This is a genomic window from Mycobacterium sp. IDUB_1 (assembly GCF_055419625.1).
The window spans coordinates 1893166-1912752 of the sequence record NZ_JBVAYA010000001.1 but is presented as its reverse complement, the minus strand read 5'-3'; the positions used below and the strand labels follow the sequence as shown (position 1 = coordinate 1912752).

Annotated in this window: 20 protein-coding genes; 12 read left to right on the top strand and 8 right to left on the bottom strand. The window is 68.5% G+C overall.

Annotated features, from left to right (window positions below; genetic code table 11):
* The first annotated feature begins 17 nt into the window (after positions 1 to 17).
* From ACZYYX_RS09790 to ACZYYX_RS09770, 5 genes are read left to right on the top strand one after another with little or no spacing between them, the layout of a single operon-like run.
* The gene (locus ACZYYX_RS09790) at positions 18 to 1682 is read left to right on the top strand and encodes an NAD(P)/FAD-dependent oxidoreductase (RefSeq protein WP_463814200.1); all 1665 of its coding nucleotides are present in this window, start codon (positions 18 to 20) and stop codon (positions 1680 to 1682) included.
* 19 nt (positions 1683 to 1701) lie between these two features.
* Positions 1702 to 3132: an ATP-binding protein gene (locus ACZYYX_RS09785; RefSeq protein WP_463814199.1), complete on the top strand. Its 1431-nt coding sequence runs from the start codon at positions 1702 to 1704 to the stop codon at positions 3130 to 3132.
* A 1-nt stretch (position 3133) separates the two neighbouring features.
* The gene (locus ACZYYX_RS09780; RefSeq protein ID WP_463814198.1) at positions 3134 to 4603 is read left to right on the top strand and encodes an ATP-binding protein; all 1470 of its coding nucleotides are present in this window, start codon (positions 3134 to 3136) and stop codon (positions 4601 to 4603) included.
* Entirely contained in the window at positions 4600 to 5427 is an 828-nt protein-coding gene (locus ACZYYX_RS09775) for an LLM class F420-dependent oxidoreductase (protein ID WP_463814197.1), read from the top strand. The genes ACZYYX_RS09780 and ACZYYX_RS09775 overlap by 4 nt, the downstream gene beginning before the upstream one ends.
* Before the next feature lie 19 nt (positions 5428 to 5446).
* A complete protein-coding gene (locus ACZYYX_RS09770) occupies positions 5447 to 6307 on the top strand; it encodes an LLM class F420-dependent oxidoreductase (RefSeq protein ID WP_463814196.1) in 861 nt (286 codons plus the stop codon).
* Here the strand turns inward: ACZYYX_RS09770 and ACZYYX_RS09765 are convergent.
* Entirely contained in the window at positions 6304 to 6975 is a 672-nt protein-coding gene (locus ACZYYX_RS09765; protein WP_463814195.1) for an LpqN/LpqT family lipoprotein, read from the bottom strand. The two genes, ACZYYX_RS09770 and ACZYYX_RS09765, sit on opposite strands and share 4 nt — an antisense overlap.
* An 83-nt stretch (positions 6976 to 7058) precedes the next feature.
* Between ACZYYX_RS09765 and rfbB the strand changes: the two genes are divergently transcribed.
* Together rfbB and ACZYYX_RS09755 are read left to right on the top strand one after the other, a co-directional pair.
* Positions 7059 to 8054: a dTDP-glucose 4,6-dehydratase gene (rfbB, locus tag ACZYYX_RS09760; protein ID WP_463814194.1), complete on the top strand. Its 996-nt coding sequence runs from the start codon at positions 7059 to 7061 to the stop codon at positions 8052 to 8054.
* The gene (locus ACZYYX_RS09755; protein WP_463814193.1) at positions 8051 to 8659 is read left to right on the top strand and encodes a dTDP-4-dehydrorhamnose 3,5-epimerase family protein; all 609 of its coding nucleotides are present in this window, start codon (positions 8051 to 8053) and stop codon (positions 8657 to 8659) included. Before rfbB ends, ACZYYX_RS09755 begins: the two co-directional genes overlap by 4 nt.
* On the opposite strand, the gene ACZYYX_RS09750 is transcribed toward ACZYYX_RS09755, so the two are convergent.
* Positions 8656 to 10014: an HNH endonuclease signature motif containing protein gene (locus ACZYYX_RS09750; protein WP_463814192.1), complete on the bottom strand. Its 1359-nt coding sequence runs from the start codon at positions 10012 to 10014 to the stop codon at positions 8656 to 8658. The two genes, ACZYYX_RS09755 and ACZYYX_RS09750, sit on opposite strands and share 4 nt — an antisense overlap.
* Before the next feature lie 101 nt (positions 10015 to 10115).
* Here ACZYYX_RS09750 and ACZYYX_RS09745 point away from each other — a divergent pair, with 101 nt between their 5' ends.
* The 3 genes from ACZYYX_RS09745 to mmsB are packed head-to-tail and all read left to right on the top strand — an operon-like array spanning position 10116 to position 13684.
* The gene (locus ACZYYX_RS09745) at positions 10116 to 11636 is read left to right on the top strand and encodes a CoA-acylating methylmalonate-semialdehyde dehydrogenase (RefSeq protein ID WP_463814191.1); all 1521 of its coding nucleotides are present in this window, start codon (positions 10116 to 10118) and stop codon (positions 11634 to 11636) included.
* Between the two features lie 4 nt (positions 11637 to 11640).
* A complete protein-coding gene (locus ACZYYX_RS09740; protein ID WP_463814190.1) occupies positions 11641 to 12798 on the top strand; it encodes an acyl-CoA dehydrogenase family protein in 1158 nt (385 codons plus the stop codon).
* Between the two features lie 13 nt (positions 12799 to 12811).
* Positions 12812 to 13684 (top strand): 3-hydroxyisobutyrate dehydrogenase, encoded by an 873-nt coding sequence (gene mmsB, locus ACZYYX_RS09735; RefSeq protein ID WP_463814189.1) that lies wholly within the window; start codon positions 12812 to 12814, stop codon positions 13682 to 13684.
* Here the strand turns inward: mmsB and ACZYYX_RS09730 are convergent.
* The gene (locus ACZYYX_RS09730) at positions 13681 to 14238 is read right to left on the bottom strand and encodes a TetR/AcrR family transcriptional regulator (RefSeq protein ID WP_463814188.1); all 558 of its coding nucleotides are present in this window, start codon (positions 14236 to 14238) and stop codon (positions 13681 to 13683) included. The two genes, mmsB and ACZYYX_RS09730, sit on opposite strands and share 4 nt — an antisense overlap.
* 36 nt (positions 14239 to 14274) lie before the next feature.
* Positions 14275 to 15027 carry an HAD family hydrolase gene (locus tag ACZYYX_RS09725; protein WP_463814187.1) on the bottom strand — a complete coding sequence of 251 codons (753 nt, stop codon included), beginning with the start codon at positions 15025 to 15027 and terminating at the stop codon, positions 14275 to 14277.
* 93 nt (positions 15028 to 15120) lie between these two features.
* Between ACZYYX_RS09725 and ACZYYX_RS09720 the strand changes: the two genes are divergently transcribed.
* Together ACZYYX_RS09720 and ACZYYX_RS09715 are read left to right on the top strand one after the other, a co-directional pair.
* Positions 15121 to 15795, top strand: a complete 675-nt coding sequence (locus tag ACZYYX_RS09720; protein WP_463814186.1) for a response regulator — start codon at positions 15121 to 15123, stop codon at positions 15793 to 15795.
* Complete coding sequence (locus ACZYYX_RS09715; RefSeq protein ID WP_463814185.1) at positions 15792 to 17000, top strand: GAF domain-containing sensor histidine kinase; 1209 nt, start codon at positions 15792 to 15794, stop codon at positions 16998 to 17000. The genes ACZYYX_RS09720 and ACZYYX_RS09715 overlap by 4 nt, the downstream gene beginning before the upstream one ends.
* Here the strand turns inward: ACZYYX_RS09715 and ACZYYX_RS09710 are convergent.
* The 4 genes from ACZYYX_RS09710 to map form a co-directional block, all read right to left on the bottom strand.
* A complete protein-coding gene (locus ACZYYX_RS09710) occupies positions 16997 to 17485 on the bottom strand; it encodes a MarR family transcriptional regulator (protein ID WP_463814184.1) in 489 nt (162 codons plus the stop codon). The two genes, ACZYYX_RS09715 and ACZYYX_RS09710, sit on opposite strands and share 4 nt — an antisense overlap.
* Positions 17486 to 17501: 16 nt before the next feature.
* On the bottom strand, positions 17502 to 18215 hold the full coding sequence (locus tag ACZYYX_RS09705; protein WP_463814183.1) for a zf-HC2 domain-containing protein: 714 nt from the start codon (positions 18213 to 18215) through the stop codon (positions 17502 to 17504).
* The gene (locus tag ACZYYX_RS09700) at positions 18212 to 18727 is read right to left on the bottom strand and encodes a sigma-70 family RNA polymerase sigma factor (protein WP_463814182.1); all 516 of its coding nucleotides are present in this window, start codon (positions 18725 to 18727) and stop codon (positions 18212 to 18214) included. The genes ACZYYX_RS09705 and ACZYYX_RS09700 overlap by 4 nt, the downstream gene beginning before the upstream one ends.
* A gap of 61 nt (positions 18728 to 18788) precedes the next feature.
* Positions 18789 to 19586, bottom strand: a complete 798-nt coding sequence (gene map, locus ACZYYX_RS09695; protein WP_463814181.1) for a type I methionyl aminopeptidase — start codon at positions 19584 to 19586, stop codon at positions 18789 to 18791.
* Between the last annotated feature and the right edge of the window lies 1 nt (position 19587).

Here is a 19587-nt window from a genome sequence, read left to right as displayed (position 1 = left end):
GCGCATAATTGGAGTCGATGACAGGCCCGGCCGCTGCGCCCCGTAAACCCGTGATTCTGACAGTCGACGACGATCCCGCGGTCTCCCGCGCGGTGGCTCGCGACCTGCGTCGCCACTATGGCGAGAAGTTCCGCATCGTTCGGGCCGAGTCCGGCCCCGACGCGCTGGAAACCCTGAACGAACTGAAGTTGCGCGGCGAGACCGTCGCAGTGTTCGTCGCCGATTACCGCATGCCCCAGATGAGCGGTATCGAGTTCCTCGAAGCGGCGATGGATATCTTCCCGATGGCGCGCCGCGTGCTGCTCACCGCCTACGCCGACACCCACGCCGCGATCGACGCGATCAACGTCGTCGACCTGGACCACTACCTGCTCAAGCCGTGGGACCCGCCGGAGGAGAAGCTCTACCCGGTGATCGACGCGCTGGTCGAGGCGTGGCGTGCCACCGGCGAGCGCGCCATCCCGCACACCAAGATCATCGGTCACCCGTGGAATGCCCGGTCCTCGCAGGTGCGCGAGTTCCTCGCCCGCAACCGGCTCTTCTACACCTGGTTCCGTTCCGACGAGCCCAAAGGCATCGCCCTGCTCGAGGCGGCGGGCCAGGACGGGCTGACGCTTCCCGTCGTGATCACCGAGGAGGGCGAGACCCTCGTCGACCCCACCGACGCCGAGCTGGCCGCGACGTTGGGGCTGACCACCACCCCGTCGGGCGACTTCTACGACCTGGTGGTCATCGGCGGCGGCCCGGCAGGGCTGGCGGCGGCGGTCTACGGCGCGTCCGAGGGCCTCAAGACCGTACTCATCGAGCGCACCGCCACCGGCGGGCAGGCCGGACAAAGCTCACGCATCGAGAACTACCTCGGCTTTCCCGACGGGCTCTCCGGCGCGCAACTCGCCGAACGCGCGCGCCGGCAGGCCGAGAAGTTCGACGCCGAACTGATCACCGCCGCCGAGGTCGTCTCCCTCGAGGTGGACGGCAACGCCCGCACCGTGCACCTGTCCGACGGCCGCGCCATCGGAACCCGGGCGGTGATCCTCGCGATGGGTGTGGAGTACCGACAGCTGACGGCCGAGGGATGCGAGACGTTGACCGGGGCCGGGGTGTACTACGGCGCGACGACATCGGTGGCCTCGGAGTGCGACGACGACGAGGTGTACGTCATCGGCGGCGCGAACTCGGCCGGCCAGGCCGCGATGTTCCTGTCGCGGACCGCGAAGTCGGTGAACATCGTCAGCCGTCGCACTCTCGAAGACTCCATGTCGCACTACCTGATCCAGCAGATCAGGGCGCAGGACAACATCAAGGAGATCCCGAACACCGTCGTGCACGCGGTCAAGGGCGACGGGCACCTGGAAGGGATCTGCCTCGAGCATCGCGACACCGGCGAGCGCGAGGAGTTCGCCTGCGGCCGGATGTTCATCTTCATCGGCGCCGAGCCCCGCACCGACTGGCTCGACGGCGTCGTCGTGCGCGACGACCACGGGTTCATCGTGGCCGGACCGGACCTACGCGACATCAGCGGCTGGACCCTGGATCGCCCGCCCCACCATCTGGAAACCAGCGTGCCGGGTGTGTTCGTCGCCGGCGACGTCCGGTCGGAGTCGGCCAAGCGGGTTGCCGCAGCCGTCGGCGAAGGGTCGATGGCGGTCATGCTGGTGCACCGCTACCTGGCCGAGACGTAGGCGACGAGGCGTAGACGGTATGGCCTCCTCCTCCTGCGACATCGGCGAACTCCGGGATCTGTTCATCTTCGAGGGCCTCACCGACGAGCAGTTGGCGACGCTGTGCGCCGGCGGCCGGATCGCGACGTTCCCGGCCGGTGAACTGTGCCGCGAGGGGGACCCTGCCGAGTTCTTCTACGTGCTGCTCGACGGCGAGATCGCGCTGTCGAAACGATCCGGTGCGCGCGACATCCCCATCTGGCGGGCCTGCACCCCCGGCTCGTACTGCGGCGCGTGGTCGGCGTTCCTGCTCGACGAAGAGACCACCTACGAGAACACCGCGACGCTGACCCGACCGTCGCGGCTCTTCGAACTCGACGCCACCACCCTCGGCACCTTCCTGACGTCGCATTTCCCGATGGCCACCCATCTGCTGGTCGGTCATTCGCACGGTCGTTACCACCAGCACCGCATCCTCGGCCCGCACGATCGGCTCGTGCAGCTGGTGCAGATGACGGCCGGGCTGACCCACGAGCTGAACAACCCCGCCGCCGCCGCGGTGCGCGCCGCGCGCGGGTTGCGCACCCAGATCGCGGGGATGCGGCACCGCAGGGCCGAACTGCCCGAGCGCTCCCTGCCACCGGAGGCCATGGCATCGCTGGTCGAGCTGCAGGACCGGGTCGCCGAGGTCGCGGGCAAGCCGCACGACCTGACCTCGGTGCAGAAGGCCGATCTGGAGGAGGCGCTCGGCGACTGGCTGGAACGCCGCCTCGTGCCCGACGCGTGGGCGTATGCCGCGATCTTCGCCGAGGCCGGCCTGGACATCGATTGGATGGAACGCATCTCGGCGGCGCCGTGCTGCGGCACGCCGGACTCATTGACACCGGTGATCCGCTGGCTGGCCAGCACCGCGGAGACCGAGCTGCTGCTGACCGAGATCACCGATGCGACCACCCGGATCTCCACGCTCGTCGACCAGGCCAAGCAGTTCACCCAACTGGACCGCGCGCCGTCCGACGTCGTCGATGTGCACGGGCTGCTGGAGTCGACCCTCGCGATGCGCGCGCACCGGCTGGCCCCGCACATCACCGTGGTGCGGGAGTTCGACACGAGCCTGCCCCCGCTGCCGTGCTACCCGGCCGAACTGAATCAGGTGTGGACGCACCTGATCGACAACGCGCTCGACGCGATCGGCGTCTCCCCCGGCACGCTGACGCTGCGCACACAACGCGACCTCGACCGCGTCCGCGTCGAGATCTGCGACACCGGCCCCGGCATGTCCAACGACGTGCTCGCCCGCATCTTCGACCCCTTCTTCACGACCAAACCGTTCGGCGAAGGCACGGGGTTGAGCCTCGACATCGCCGCCAGGATCGTCGACGGGCATTCCGGGAGCCTGTGGGCGGAATCAACTCCGGGCAACACGCGTTTTATTACTTCACTGCCGATCGGGACACCAGGAGGAACCTGACATGGGCGAAAAGTGCCTTCCCGACGAGTTGCGCACCCTGTTTCTGTTCGAGGCGCTCAACGACGAGCAACTCGCCACGCTGTGCGCCAACGGCCACATCGCCACCTTCGAGCCTGGGCCGATCCACGCCGAGGGTGACCCCGCGACCTGCTTCTACGTCCTCATCGAGGGCGAACTGGTGATGTCGAAACGCTCGGGTGGGGTCGACATCGAGACCAACCGGACCTCGCAGCGCGGCGTGTACTGCGGCGCGTGGTCGGCCTACATCCCCGGCGAGGAGCACGTCTACCAGGCGTCGGTGCGGGTCACCCGCCCGTCGAAGTTCTTCGTGCTCGACGCCAACGCGTTCGCGGAGTTCATGCAGAAGGAATTCCCGATGGCCGTGCATCTGCTCGAAGGGCACATGGTCGGTGGTTTGCGGCAGCGCCAGATCCTCGGGCAGCGGGAGAAGCTGCTGGCGCTGGGCCAGCTGTCGGCGGGGCTGACCCATCAGCTCAACAATCCGGCGGGCGCGACGGCGCGCGCGGTCGCCGATCTACGTGAGGGCGTCGGCAAGATGCGGCACAAGCTGGCGATGCTCGCCGACGGCAAATTCACGCCGGCCGCGCTCAAGGTGCTGGTCAGCATCCAGGACGAGGTCGCTGAGCAGGTGGCCAAGTCGAAGTCCCAGGAGCTGACGGCGCTGGAGACCTCCGACCGCGAGGACCAGATCGGTGACTGGCTCGACGAGCACGGCATCGCGAGCGCTTGGGATTACGCCCCGACGTTCGTGGAGGCCGGTCTGGACGTCGACTGGCTGGAGCGGGTCGAGGCCACCATCGACGATGTCGACTGCTCGGCGACGTTGCCCGGTGCGATCGGCTGGCTGAAGTACACGATCGACACCGAGTTGCTGATGAACCAGATCGCCGAGGCGAGCAAGCGCATCTCCGCGCTGCTGGCCGGCGCCAAGCAGTACTCGCAGATGGACCGGGCCGAGTACCAGAGCGCCAACGTCCACGAGCTGCTGTTCAGCACGGTCAAGACGATCTTCGGCGACAAGCTGGGCGGCAAAGACAAGCCCGTCGAGCTGCATTGGGAGAAGGACAAGACCCTGCCCGAGCTGCTGTGCTATCCGGGCGATCTGAACCAGGTGTGGACGAACATCATCGACAACGCGATCCAGGCCATGAACGGCCACGGCAACCTGACGATCCGGACGATGCGCGAGAACGAGTCGATGGTGCGCGTGGAGATCTGCGACGACGGGCCCGGCATCCCCGAGGACATCGTCGACCGGATCTTCACCCCGTTCTTCACCACCAAGCCGTTCGGCGAAGGGACCGGTCTGGGACTGGACCTGGCCTGGCGGATCGTTGTCGAGAAGCACCACGGCAACCTGTCGGTTCAATCGCAGCCCGGCGATACGCGGTTCATCGTGTGCCTGCCGCTGGAGGCACCGGCGCCGGCCGAAACCGCCACCACCGCATGACGCCGCAGCTGGGCCGGTTCGGATCGTTCGGCCGCGGCGTCAGCCCCGCCCAGGCAGCCGAGATCGAGGCGCTCGGCTACGGCGCCGTGTGGGTGGGTGGCTCACCACCTGCCGAGCTCGAGTGGGTCGAGCCCCTGCTCGACGCCACCACTTCGCTTCAGATCGCGACCGGCATCGTCAACATCTGGACGGCCGCGCCCGGCCCGGTCGCCGAGTCCTTCCACCGCATCCAGGCCGCGCATCCGGACCGCTTCGTGCTCGGAATCGGCGTCGGACACCCCGAGGCGCACCAGGAGTACCGCAAGCCGATCGACGCGCTGACCGACTACCTGGACAAGCTGGACGAGTACGGCGTGCCGCGTGATCGCCGTGTTGTCGCCGCGCTGGGGCCGAAGGTGCTGCAGCTGTCGGCTGCCCGCTCGGCGGGTGCCCACCCGTACCTGACCACGCCGGAGCACACCGCCCGCGCGCGGGAACTGATCGGACCCGAGGCTCTGCTGGCTCCAGAACACAAGGTGGTCCTGACGACGGACGCCGAGCGCGCGCGGGAGGTCGGTCGCAAGGCGTTGGCGATCTATCTCGACCTGGCGAATTACGTCAACAACTGGAAGCGACTCGGATTCGGCGATGAAGATGTCGCCAAACCGGGTAGTGACCGACTGGTGGATGCCGTGGTCGCCTACGGCACCCCCGACCAGATCGCCGCACGTCTGAACGAACACCTCGACGCCGGCGCCGACCACGTGCCCGTCCAGGTGCTGGCCTCACCCGACAGGGTGGTGGCAGCGCTGACCGACCTGGCAGGCCCGTTGGGATTGCGCTGACCACGACTGAAGGGGACTCATGACCAACAGCGAAGGCCCGTCGCTGAAGCCCGCACTGGGTCGATACGGGGTGTGGACCGGTCAACCGGTCACCCCCGAGCAGGCGGTCGACATCGAGAAGCTCGGCTACGGCACCGTCTGGGTGGGCGCCTCACCGGCTGCCGCTCTGGACTTCGTCGAGCCAATCCTGGAGAAGACCGAGACCCTGCAGGTGGCGACCGGCATCGTCAACATCTGGACGGCCGACGCGAACGAGGTGGCCGAGTCGTACCACCGCATCGAGAAGGCGTTCCCCGGCCGGTTCGTGCTGGGCGTGGGTGTCGGGCATCCCGAGCACCAGGATCAGTACGCCAAGCCGTATCAGGCGCTGGTCGACTATCTCGACGTGCTGGACGCCGCGAAGGTTCCCACGAGCCGCCGCCTGCTCGCCGCGCTCGGACCGAAGGTGCTGAAGTTGTCCGCACAGCGCAGCGCCGGCGCGCACCCGTATCTGACCACCCCGGTGCACACCGGGCAGGCCCGCGAGTTGCTCGGTCCGACGGTGTGTATTGCGCCCGAGCACAAGGTCGTCCTGACCGACGATGCGGCCACCGCCCGCGAGGTCGGCCGGCAGACCGTGGACTTCTACCTGGGGCTGTCCAACTACGTCACGAACTTGAAGCGGCTGGGATTCACCGACGAGGACCTGGAACGGCCGGGCAGCGACCGCTTGATCGACGCGGTGGTCGCCTACGGCTCGCCGGACCAGATCGCGGCGCGGCTCGACGAGCACCTGCAGGCCGGTGCGGACCACGTGGCGATCCAGGTGCTCGGCGGCGGCGACGAGCTGATGTCGACGCTGGAGGAGTTGGCCCGCCCGCTGGGCCTCACTCAGAGCTAGGCGTTGATCGTGGTCTGCTCGTCGATGATGCGCATCGCGTCCATCAGTGCGGGCTGCTGATCCAGCGGTCCTTGCGCGTCGAGGGCCAGCAGGTACAGGCCCTGCGGCGCGGTGATCACGACGGTTTTGCGGGCGACGAACGTCGGTTGCCCGTTCAGGGTGGCGGTGCCCGCGACCTGCACGGCGTCGAATCCGCCCAGGGTGCTGGGCTGGCCAGTGGTGGGGCCGTCCCAGCCGGGGGCCCGCGTCACGGCGTTGGGTGCGTATTCGAGCAGCTTGGCCGTGTCGACGCTGCCGTTGACGCGGGCCATCCGCGCGATGATCGCCGGCGGATTGGGCGCCTGTTTGGCGGCTTCGAGGTAGATCGCGCCGTAGGCGTCCTTGGGGGTGTCGGCGCCGACGTCCGCCCACCCGGGCGGCATCGGCAGGTTCAGTTGGGGCACGCCGGGCTCGCCGCGGGTGACCATCGTCTGGGTGATGTTGTTCTGCTTGAGGTATTCGGCGATGGTCGGGGCTGGCGACGAGGGCGCTGCCTGTGCTGATGTCTGTATTGACGCCTGAGCCGGTGTTGGCGGCGGGTCGACGTTGTCCGAGGTGTCCTTCGAACCGCAGCCGGTGAAACCGATCATCACCGCCGCGCAGGCGCAGATCAGGGCTGGTATCCGCATGGCGATCCTCCTTCGTCCTGCGCATCAGGGAAGCACACCAGCCGGCAGGTCAAGATCCATTACGGCGGATAGAGTCGGCAACTATGCGATTGCTGGTCACCGGGGGAGCCGGCTTCATCGGCGCAAACTTCGTCCACGCCACCGTGCGTGAGCGCGACGACGTGAGCGTCACCGTGCTCGACGCCTTCACCTACGCGGGCAGCCGCGAGTCACTCGACCCGGTGGCCGGCGACATCCGCCTGGTCGAGGGCGACATCACCGATGCCGACCTGGTCGGCCGGCTGGTGGCCGAGTCCGATGCGGTGGTGCACTTCGCCGCCGAAACCCACGTCGACAACGCGCTGGCCGATCCGACGCCGTTCGTGCACACCAACGTGCTGGGGACCTTCACGGTGCTCGAAGCGGTGCGCGCCAATGATGTTCGGCTGCACCACATCTCGACCGACGAGGTGTACGGCGACCTGCCGTTGGGTGATCCGGTGCGGTTCACCGAGGACACGCCGTACAACCCGTCGAGCCCGTACTCGTCGACCAAGGCCGCCTCGGACATGCTGGTGCGCGCCTGGGTGCGGTCGTACAACGTGGCCGCGACACTGTCGAACTGCTCGAACAACTACGGCCCGTACCAGCACGTGGAGAAGTTCATTCCACGCCAGATCACCAACATCCTCACCGGGCGGCGGCCGCGACTGTACGGCGCCGGGGCCAATGTGCGGGACTGGATTCACGTCGAGGACCACAACAGCGCGGTGTGGCGCATCCTGACCGACGGGGACATCGGCCGCACCTATCTGATCGGGGCGAACGGCGAGCGTGACAACCTCACGGTGCTGCGCACGATCCTGCTGTTGATGGACCGCTCCCCCGACGATTTCGACCACGTCGTCGACCGTGCGGGACACGATCTCCGGTACGCCATCGATCCGGGACCGCTGCGCGACGAACTGAATTGGGCGCCACGGCACACCGACTTCGAGGAGGGGCTGCGCGAGACGATCGCGTGGTACCGCGACAACGAATCCTGGTGGGCGCCGCTGAAGGACGCCGTCGAAGCGCGCTATTTGGTGCGCGAAGGATGAAGGTTCGCGAGCTCGCGGTTCCCGGCGCGTGGGAGCTGACGCCGACCGTGCACGGTGACTCGAGGGGCGCGTTCTTCGAGTGGTTCACGGACACGTCCTTCACTGCGATGACGGGGCACTCGCTCGATCTGCGGCAGGCGAACTGCTCGGTGTCTTCGGCCGGGGTGCTGCGCGGCGTGCACTTCGCACAGTTGCCACCGAGCCAGGCCAAGTACGTGACCTGCATGCGCGGCGCCGTCGTCGATGCCGTCGTCGACATCAGGGTCGGTTCGCCGACCTATGGCACCTGGGATGCGGTGACGCTCGACGACGAAACCCATCGGGCTGTGTACCTGTCCGAGGGGCTGGGCCACGCTTTCCTTGCGCTGCAGGACAACTCGATCGTCACCTACCTGTGCTCGGCCGGCTACGATCCCACCCGCGAGCACACCATCGATCCGCTGGATCCGGAGATCGGCATCGACTGGGCTGCCTGGCTTCCCGCGGCCGAGCTGAACCTGTCCGACCGGGACCGCGCGGCACCGAGCCTTGGCGACATGCGTGATCGCGGCCTGCTTCCCACCTGGGAGGAGTGCCTGGCGTTCGCCGAAACCCAGCGCGGCTAAGGCCCCTGGTCGTCTTCGGGCAGGAGGTGGCGTTCGGGATGGTGATAGCCGTTCGTGCGTCGTTGGCCGGTGTCGAGGTCGGGTGGGGGGAGCCATTCGACCTGGCCCCGCTGGTTGATGCGGGTGGTCCAGCCGGTCTGCTCGACCATTCGATTATCAGGTCCACACGCCAAGGTGAGGTTGGTGATGTCGGTGGCGCCGCCGCTTTTCCAGCCCTCGACGTGGTGAACCTGGGTCCAGTAGCCGGGCGCGCTGCAGCCGGGTCGGGTGCAGCCGCGGGCCGCGGAGTGCAGCATGATCCGCTGCGCCGGACTCGCCAATCTCTTGGTACGCCCCAGATACAGCGGCTGGTTGGTGTGCTGATCGAACACCGCCAAATAGTGGTGGGCGTGGGAGGCCATGCGGATCAGATCGGCCATCGGCAACAGCGACCCGCCGCCGGTGACCGCCACCCCCGCACCCTTCTCCAGTTCTTGCAGCGTGGTCGAGACGATGACGGTGACCGGTAACCCGTTGTGCGAACCGAGGTCTCCGGAGGACAGTGCCATCCGTCCGACCGCCAGCCATGCATCGTGGTTGCGCTGCGCCGCGCTCCTGGAGTCAGTGCGGGCTTGCTCCTCATCGGGTTCGCCCTCGACGCAGGGGGTTTCGTCGTCGGGGTTGCACATCCCCGGCGCCGCCAGTTTGGCTTGGATGGCTTCGTAGTGGGCGCGGGCTTCGGGGGTGAGCCACCCAGATAGTCGGCTCATTCCGTCGGCCTGCTGGGCACCGAGCTGGATGCCGCGCCGGCGGGCGCGGTCGGCGTCGGTGGGTTCGGGGCCGTCTTGGTCGATCATCGCCGCCAACCGATCCGCCGCCTTCTTCAGATCCTCCGGGGTGAGTCCCGCACCCAACTCCGCCAACTGGCGGTCGGCGGCGGCGCGGGTGTCGACATCCACCCACACCGGCAACTTTTCGTGGAATTTCGCGATGACGGCGACGTGGTCGGCATCCAGAGCGCCCGCAGCCTGCGCACTAGCGGTGGCCTCCCATACCGGTGGCAACGCCTCCCCTGTCAGGGCCTGCCGCGGACCCAACGCGGCCGCCTCGGCCAGGCGGCGTTTCGCGTCCGTCTCCGACACTCGCAGTGCAGTGGTCAGCACCTTCTTCCACGACGCCTCCCCGAGCCGCCGCGGCTCCGTCTCTGCCGTAAACCGCGCCAGGATGTGATGCTCCAAGACCGGCACGCTGCGAACCAGCGTCGTCACCTCGGCCATCAACGCCACCAACTCGCGATGCGACAACACGTCAGAGGCGTCGCGCAGGATCGCCAACTGAGCCCGCATCACCCCTATCGCGTCGGCAACCACATCCATATATCGAACACTAGTTCGAACCACCGACAACAACAGGACCCTTGTCACCCCCGCCCAGCATTACTAGGATATCCAAGTATCGACCAGGCGGAAGGCTCCTCATGATCACGCGTATCCCCCATTTCATCGACGGTAAGCGCAACGAGCTCGCGTCCACTCGGACCGCGGATGTGATGAACCCCAGCACCGGCGAGGTCCAAGCCCAGGTGCTACTCGCCTCCACAGCTGATGTCGACACCGCCGTCGCCTCGGCCGTGCAGGCGCAGAAGGAATGGGCGGCGTGGAACCCGCAACGCCGAGCGCGGGTGATGATGAAGTTCATCGAGCTGGTCAACGCCCACACCGACGAACTCGCCGAACTGCTGTCCCTCGAGCACGGCAAGACCGTCGCGGACTCCAAAGGCGACATCCAGCGCGGTATCGAGGTCATCGAGTTCGCCATCGGCATCCCCCATCTACTCAAGGGCGAGTTCACCGAGGGCGCCGGCGGCGGCATCGACGTCTACTCCATCCGCCAACCCCTGGGCGTGGTCGCCGGGATCACCCCGTTCAACTTCCCCGCGATGATCCCGCTGTGGAAAGCCGGTCCCGCCCTGGCATGCGGGAACGCGTTCATCCTCAAACCCTCCGAGCGCGACCCCTCGGTCCCGGTGCGGCTGGCCGAACTGTTCCTCGAGGCCGGTCTGCCCGCCGGGGTGTTCCAGGTCGTCCAGGGCGACAAGGAAGCCGTCGACGCGATCCTGCACCACCCCGACATCGCCGCCGTCGGGTTCGTCGGGTCCTCCGACATCGCGCAGTACATCTACTCCACCGCCGCCGCGAACGGTAAGCGTTCCCAGTGCTTCGGCGGCGCCAAGAACCACATGATCGTGATGCCCGACGCCGATCTCGACCAGGCCGTCGACGCACTCATCGGCGCCGGATACGGCAGCGCCGGTGAGCGGTGCATGGCGATCAGCGTCGCCGTCCCCGTCGGCGAAGAGACCGCGAACCGGCTGCGTAACCGGCTCGTGGAAAGGGTCAATCAGCTGCGCGTCGGGCACAGCCTCGACCCGAAAGCCGACTACGGCCCGCTGGTCACCGCAGCCGCCCTCGAGCGGGTGAAGAGCTACATCGCCGCGGGTGTGGAGGCCGGCGCCGACCTGGTGGTCGACGGCCGCGAACGCGCCACCGACGAACTGTCCTTCGACGACCAGAGCCTCGAAGGCGGCTACTTCATCGGCCCCACGCTGTTCGACCACGTCACCACCGACATGAGCATCTACACCGACGAGATCTTCGGCCCCGTGCTGTGCATCGTGCGCGCCCACGATTACGAAGAGGCACTGAGCCTTCCGAGCACCCACGAGTACGGCAACGGCGTGGCGATCTTCACCCGCGACGGCGACGCCGCCCGCGACTTCGTCTCCCGCGTGCAGGTCGGCATGGTCGGGGTCAACGTGCCCATCCCGGTTCCGGTGGCCTACCACACCTTCGGCGGCTGGAAACGCTCCGGCTTCGGCGACCTCAACCAGCACGGCCCCGCCTCGATCCAGTTCTACACCAAGGTCAAAACCGTCACCGAGCGCTGGCCCTCGGGCATCAAAGACGGCGCCGAATTCGTCATCCCGACCATGAAGTAGCGACGTGGACTTCTTCAGCCTCGGCGATGACGACCGCGTGATCGCCGAGACGGCTGCGGCGTTCGCCGAAAAACGCATGGCGCCCTACGCTTTGGAGTGGGACGAGACGCACCACTTCCCCACCGACGTGCTGCGGGAGGCAGCCGATCTCGGCATGGCCGCGATCTACTGCCATGAAGACGTCGGCGGCAGCGGGTTGCGGCGCATCGACGCCGTACGGATCTTCGAGCAGCTCGCGACCGCCGACCCGACCGTCGCCGCGTTCCTGTCGATCCACAACATGTGCGCGTGGATGATCGACACCTTCGGCACCGATGAACAGCGCAAGGCATGGGTGCCACGGCTGGCCTCGATGGACGCGATCGCCAGCTACTGCCTGACCGAACCGGGCGCGGGCTCCGACGCAGGCGCCCTGCGCACCAAGGCGGTTCGCGACGGTGACGGGTGGGTGCTCGACGGCGTCAAACAGTTCATCTCCGGCGCGGGTGAGTCCGACGTCTACGTCGTGATGGCGCGCACCGGTGCCGATGGCCCGAAGGGCATCTCCGCGTTCATCGTCGAGAAGGACACCGCCGGGCTGAGTTTCGGCGCCGACGAACAGAAGATGGGATGGAACGCCCAACCCACCCGACAGGTCGTCCTCGACGGCGCTCGGGTTCCCGCCGACGCGCTGCTCGGCGGCGAGGAGGGCACCGGCTTCGGCATCGCGATGAAGGGGCTCAACGGCGGCCGCATCAACATCGCGGCCTGCTCGCTGGGCGGCGCTCAGGCGGCGTATGACAAGGCGACCGCCTATCTCACCGACCGGCAGGCCTTCGGCGGGGCGCTGATCGACGAGCCCACGATCCGGTTCACGTTGGCCGACATGGCGACCGCGCTCGAGACGTCGCGAATGATGCTGTGGCGAGCGGCAACTGCGCTCGACGAGGACCACCCCGACCGGGTGGAGCTGTGCGCGATGGCCAAGCGGTACGTCACCGACGCCTGCTTCGACGTCGCCGACCAGGCGCTGCAACTACACGGCGGGTACGGCTATCTGCGCGAGTACGGCTTGGAGAAGATCGTCCGCGATCTGCGGGTGCATCGCATCCTGGAAGGCACCAACGAAATTATGCGCGTGGTGGTCGGGCGGGCAGCTGCCGCGCGGGCCCGCGCCTCGTGAGGAGAGAGCTGTCATGACGACGATCGCGTTCCTGGGACTGGGTCACATGGGCGGGCCGATGGCTGCGAACCTGGTGGCCGCCGGGCACACCGTGCGCGGCTTCGACCCGGTGGTCGGCCTGCGTGACGCCGCCGAGGAAAAGGGCGCGGCGGTGTTCCACAGCGGCGCAGAAGCGGTCAGTGGAGCCGAGGTGGTGATCACGTCTCTGCCCAATGGCGACATCGTCGGAGCTGTCTACGACGAGGTGCTGCCCGCCGCGACCAGTGGAGCGCTGCTCATCGACACGTCGACGATCTCTGTCGACGACGCCCGCGCTCTTCACACCAGGGCCACCGAGCGCGGCCTCGCGCAGATCGACGCACCCGTCTCGGGCGGTATCAAGGGCGCGACCGCGGGCACGCTCGCGTTCATGCTCGGCGGTGAGGTCGAGGCCGTCGAGCGGGCCCGACCGGTGCTGGAACCGATGGCGGGCAAGATCATCCACTGCGGCGACTCGGGCGCGGGCCAGGCCGCCAAACTGTGCAACAACATGGTGCTCGCCGTGCAGCAGATCGCGATCGGCGAGGCGTTCGTGCTCGCCGAGAAGCTCGGCCTGCCCGCGCAGTCACTGTTCGACGTGATCACCGGCGCGACCGGAAACTGCTGGGCGGTGCACACGAATTGCCCTGTGCCCGGGCCTGTTCCGACGTCACCGGCCAACAACGACTTCACGCCCGGGTTCGCGACCGCGCTGATGAACAAGGACCTCGGTCTGGCGATGGCGGCGGTGGAGTCGACGGGGTCGCAGGCGCCGCTGGGCACCCACGCCGCCGAGATCTACGCACAGTTCAACGAGGCCCACGCCGACAAGGACTTCAGCGCTGTGATCGAGTTGCTGCGCGGCTAGACAGGCCCCAGCAGGATCTGCCGAATCACCGGGCGGGCGAAGCGAATCAGCTCGTCGCGGCTCATGTCCGCGACCGCGGGGTTGGCCATCACGTAGCGGGTGGTAGCCAAGCCGATGACGAACGCACCCATCATGCCGGCCCGCTGGGCGGGATGGTCGGGGGCGATCGCCGCCAGCGCCGGGCCGACCTGCGTGGCGAACACCCGCCGCATCGCGTCGACGGCGGACTCACTCGTCATCGCCGCCCTCAGGAGCGCGAGGAAGGTGCTGTCGTGCTCCCAGATCGTGAAGAACCGGGACAATAGGACATCGGCGATCTCGTCGGGTGCCACGGCCGTGAGATCGGGCAGATCGAGCGTGAAATCGGCAGCCTCGGCGAACAACTCCTGCTTGCTGCCGAAGTACCGGTTGATCAATGCCGGGTCGACGCCGACGTCGGCGGCCACCGCGCGCATCGTGGTGGCCTGATATCCCTCGGAACCGAACCGCGCACGGGCCGCGGCCAGGATCTCCGCGCGCGTCTTCGACGCGTTACGGGATCGGGTCGTGCTCATCCGCGCCAGGATAGATCCCGGCGTCTCCCCGCGACGCTAGGCGGCGGTCGGCGTGGGATGGGTGTCGCGCCAGGAGCCGTGGGCTTGCCGGCACTCGGCGACCCGGTGCAGGGCGCCCGCACCCTCGGAGCTGACGGGGATAGTCGCCATCCCGGTGCCCGTCGCGGACCTGAGGCTCGCCGGCGACCCCGCGAACGCCAGACAACATCGGGCCGAGACACCCAGCTCCGCCAGCGCCGCCCGGAACAGGTCCGCGCCGGGCGCGTCCTCGGCGGTGACGATCGCGGCCACCACGCCATCTCCGACGAGCTGGCGGACCAGCGGCGCCACCCAGGAGTGAGCCCCGGAGCTGACCACGGCGACGCTGATGCCGGCGGCGTAGGCCTCGGTGATGAGGTCCACCAGGCCGGCGCGCGCGGTGATGTCCGCGTCGAGGATCGTCGTAGCGAGTATCCGGTTCTTGCGCGCGCAGATGTCGTCGACCAGCAGTTCGGCGAGCACATCGCATTCGGAGCTGACGCCGCGCTTGCGGAGTTCGGCGGCCACCCGTCGGCGTTCGTCGCTGAGCGCCAGCAGCTGCCGGTAGCGCGCCTCGGACCAGACGATGCCGAGTCCGAGCTCGGCGAACGCCGCATTGAACGCGAGGCGATGCCCGGCGCACTCGATGTCGGCGATCGCGTCGAGGTCGAAGACCACCGCCTGCAGAGACGGCGGCAAGCTGCTGTCAGGACCGGCCGAGTCCCACCAGAACCGACCGGCTCGCCATGCTTTCTGGTGTGAGGTCTCCATGCCCGCAATGGTGGCCCAGGTCACATTGCGGCCGCCTCCCCCATTAGGGGGATTGAGCGGGGATTCCGGGATTCCGCCTCTAAGGTGAGGGCCATGCCCAGCCCGCCGGAGCACAGCGAACCGGTGCGAATCGTGCTGGTCGACGACCACGAGATGGTGATCGAGGGCCTCAAGGCGATGCTCGCGGCGTTCGCCAGCAGGGTCATCGTGGTGGGGCAGGCGGTCGGGGCGGAGAAGGCCATGGACGTGGTCGCCGACCTCGACCCCGACATCGTGCTGTGCGACGTGCGGATGCAGGGTTCCAGCGGGCTGGATCTGTGCCAGCGGCTGCGCGAGTGCGACCAGGGCAGGCGTGTGGTGATGCTCTCGGTCTACGACGACGAGCAGTACCTCTTCCAGGCGTTGCGCGTCGGGGCGGCCGGCTACCTGCTCAAGAGCATCAGCAGCGAGGAGCTGGTGCGCCAACTGGAGTTCGTCCACACGGGGGCGACGGCGATCGATCCGGTGATGGCGGCCCGCGCGGTGGACACCGCTGCCCGCCTGCAACGCGACGAGTTCTGGCCGGGCGCGCGCCAAGGCCTCACCCAGCGCGAGAGCGAGATCCTGGCGCTGGTGGTCAACGGCCTGTCCAACCGGGCCATCGCGGCCAAGCTGGTGATCGGCGACGAGACCGTCAAGACCCACCTGAGCTCGCTGTACCGCAAGCTCGGGGTCAGCGACCGCACCGGTGCGGTCGCCACCGCTCTGCGCGAAGGCATCTACCAGTGAGCGCCCGGCCGGTCCTGACCGCCGACCGGGAGCTCGCGCTGCTGCGGGAACTGATCCAGGCGGCGTCGCGCGGGCCCGGTGTGGAACCGCTGGCAGCCGCGGCAGCCCGGATGATCACCGCGGCCACCGACAGCGACGTCTGCTTCGTGCACGTCCTCGACGACACCGAGCGGTCGTTGACGCTGGCCGGCGCCACCCCGCCGTTCGACGCAGAGGTCGGCAAGATCAGACTGCCGCTGGGACAAGGTATCTCGGGCTGGGTGGCCAGCCATCTGGAACCGGTGGTGATCCGGCGGGACAAGGAGTCCGACCCCCGCTACCTGCCTTTCGAGTCGCTGCGCGGGCGCGACTTCACCTCGATGGTGTCGGTGCCGATGGAGTCCACTCCCGGCGGGCTGGTCGGCGTGCTGAACGTGCACACCGTGGCCGAGCGTGACTTCGGGGACCGCGACGTCGAGCTGCTGCTGGTGATCGGCCGGCTCATCGCCGGAGCCATGCACCAGGCCCGGTTGCACCGCCAGCTGGTGGCCCGCGAACGCGCCCACGAGAACTTCGTCGAGCAGGTCATCGAGGCCCAGGAGATCGAGCGGCGCCGGCTGGCCGGCGACATCCACGACGGCATCTCGCAGCGGCTGGTGACGCTGTCCTACCGGCTGGACGCAGCCGCGCAGGCCGCGCGCTCCCCCGACGACCGCGACGCGCTGACCGAGCAGCTGGACCGCGCCCGCGAGCTGGCGGACCTCACGCTGCAGGAGGCCCGCGCCGCGATCAGCGGTCTGCGTCCGCCGGTGCTCGACGACCTGGGACTGTCCGGCGGGCTGGCCAGCCTGGCCCGATCCATCCCGCAGGTCGGGGTCGACGTCAAAATCAACACCGATCTCGCCGACACCCGGCTGCCCGACCACATCGAGCTCGCGCTGTACCGGATCGCCCAGGAGTGCCTGCAGAACGTCGTCAAACACGCGCGGGCGACGGTGGCGCGGCTGACGTTCGGCGTCGACGACCAGACGGCGCGGCTCGAGATCGCCGACGACGGCGTCGGGTTCGACACCCTGGAACGCCCGCTCGGCAGCGACGAGATGGGCGGTTACGGTCTGCTGTCGATGGCCGAACGCGCCGAGATCGTCGGCGGCCGGCTCAACATCCGGTCCCGCCCCGGCGCGGGCACCACGGTCACGGCGACGATCCCCCTCCCCAGCCGTTAGAAGTCTCCCGCGGCACGGCGCAGCGTCTCGATCGCCGACGCCAGGGCCCGCGACTGCTCACCGGTGATGCCGAGATCGGCGAACACCTCGGTGTTCAGCGTGACCGTGGCGTCCTCGACCGTGGAGCGGCCGAGATCGGTGAGCCGCACCAGCGTCGTGCGCCCGTCGGTGGGGTGCGGGATGCGCTCCACCAGACCGTCCGCCTCCAGGCGGCGGATCGCGTGCGTGACGCTGGTGACGTGCACCTGCAGCCGGTCGGAGGCCTTGGTGATCGGCAGCGCCCCGGTCCGGCTGAACGCCAGCAGCCGCAGTAGCTCGAACCGCGAGAAGCTCAGGTCGTAGGGCCGTAGCGCGGCCTCGACCCGGGCCAGCAGGATCTGGTGAGCACGCATCACCGACGTCACCGCGACCATGCCGTCGGCCACCTCGCCCCACCCCGAGGCCTCCCAGTTGGCGCGGGCGGCAGCGATCGGGTCACGGGGCACGCCTCTTCTTACCGCATCACAGCTGCTTCTCCAGCAGCACCTTTCCGTCGTTCATCGACACCATCTGCACAGCGGCGATGTCGTCGCGCTGCATCGGCGTCGTCCCGCTCGGCAGCGCGGTGGCGCCGGGAATCCCCAGCCACGTCGCGATCTGCGACCGGGTGCCGTCGCGGGCGATGACGACCATGCCGAGATCCTTGGGCGGCGCGGAACCGTCACCCCACTCGCCGTAGGAGCACGACATGTCGATGCGGGTGCCCCAGCCGAAGTCGGTCAGCGCGATGCTGGCGTTGATCGGCGTCGGAGCCATCTTGACCATGTCGACCATCTGCGCGGTGTTCTGGGTGTCGGGGGTGGTGTCGAGCCCGACGATCGCGGGCCGGGCCACCAGCAGGATGCCCACCGCCAGCACGGCGGCGGCCAATCCGACGACAGCCGAGGTGACCCACCGGCTGCGGCGCCGGCGCCACCGCACCTTGGCCAGCACGGAGTCGAGCACCTCGGGTCGCAGCGGCGGATCCGGCTGCTCCTCTTCGAGTGCTGCGACGTCGTCGGCGGTGAGCAGGCCGAGCAGGCCCGGCATGCCGGACAGTTCGGCCACGGCGCCGCGGCACTCGGCGCAGCGGGCGAGGTGGGCCTCGTACTCGAGGCGCTCGTCGCTGCTGAGTGAGCCCAGCACATAGGCGGCGTCCCAGGTCACGTACCGGTCGTCGCGATCGTTGATGGTCATCGGGTCACTCCCATCTCCTGGAGTCCCAATCTCAGGGCCCGCATGGCGTAGTGCAGCCGGGATTTCACCGTGCCTTCGGCGATACCGAGGTCGGCGGCGATCTGCGCGGTCGTCCAGCCCTGGTAGTAGGCACGCCGGACGACGGCGCGATGTTCGTCGGTCAGCTGGGCCAGTGCGGTGCCGAGCAGGATGCGGTTCAGTGCGGTGTCCACCGCGTCGGACGACGCGCGGTCTGCGACGTCGTCGGGCACCGGTTCGTTCGCCTCGTTGCGGAACCGCGCGCTGCGCCGCTCGTCGATGATCATGTTGCGGGCCACGGTGAACAGCCAGGCCCGCGCGGAGCGCTCAGCGTCGGCGGTGACCGAGGGGTGTCGCCACGCCTTCAGCAGCGTCTCCTGGACCACGTCCTCGGCCCGGGCCCGGTCACCGGTCAGTCGCAGCGCATAGCGCCACAGCGCAGCACCGTGTTCGTCGTAGAGCACGCGCATCATGGCGGCCTCCGGATCGTCCATTCCCAACCTCCGTGTACTACACGGTGTCGGCGCCGGCCCGGTTCAACCCCCGAGAAGAAAATCAGAGAGTGAGAATTCTCGGCCCGTCGTCGGTGACCGCAACGGTGTGCTCCCAGTGTGCGGCCCGGGAGCCGTCTGTGGTGACCACAGTCCAGTCGTCGGCGAGGGTTCGCGTCTCGGTCGTTCCCAGCGTCAGCATCGGTTCGATCGCGAGCACCGAGCCAGGTGCCAGGTGGGGCCCCCGCCCGGGAGCGCCCTCATTGGGCAGGAACGGGTCCATGTGCATCTCGCGGCCGATGCCGTGGCCGCCGTAACCGGCGACGATGCCGAAGCGCCGGTCGTAGCGCTTCTCGGCGGCCCGGGTACCTGCTTCGATCGCATGGGAGACGTCCGTGAGCCGGTTCCCGGGCACCATCGCGGCGATTCCGGCCTCCATCGACTCGCGGGTCGCAGCCGAGAGGTTGGCGTCGGCCTCGATGAGGTCGCCGATACCGAAGGTGAACGCGGAGTCGCCGTGCCAGCCGTCGAGGATCGCGCCGCAGTCGATCGAGACCAGGTCACCGGCGGCCAGCGTCTCCGTCGCCGACGGGATGCCGTGCACGACGCGGTCGTTGACCGACGAGCAGATCGTGGCCGGGAACCCGTGATAGCCGAGGAAGGACGGGACCCCGCCACCGTCGCGGATCACCGCTTCGGCGACACGGTCCAGGTCCAGCGTCGACACCCCGGGTGCGGCCGCCTCGCGAACCGCACGCAGTGCCGCCGCCACCAGCGCGCCGGCAGCGGCCATCGCGTCGAGTTCCCCGGCGGTCCGCTGGGGAACGACTTTGCGGCTGCGCAGCCCGGGTAGGGACACCATG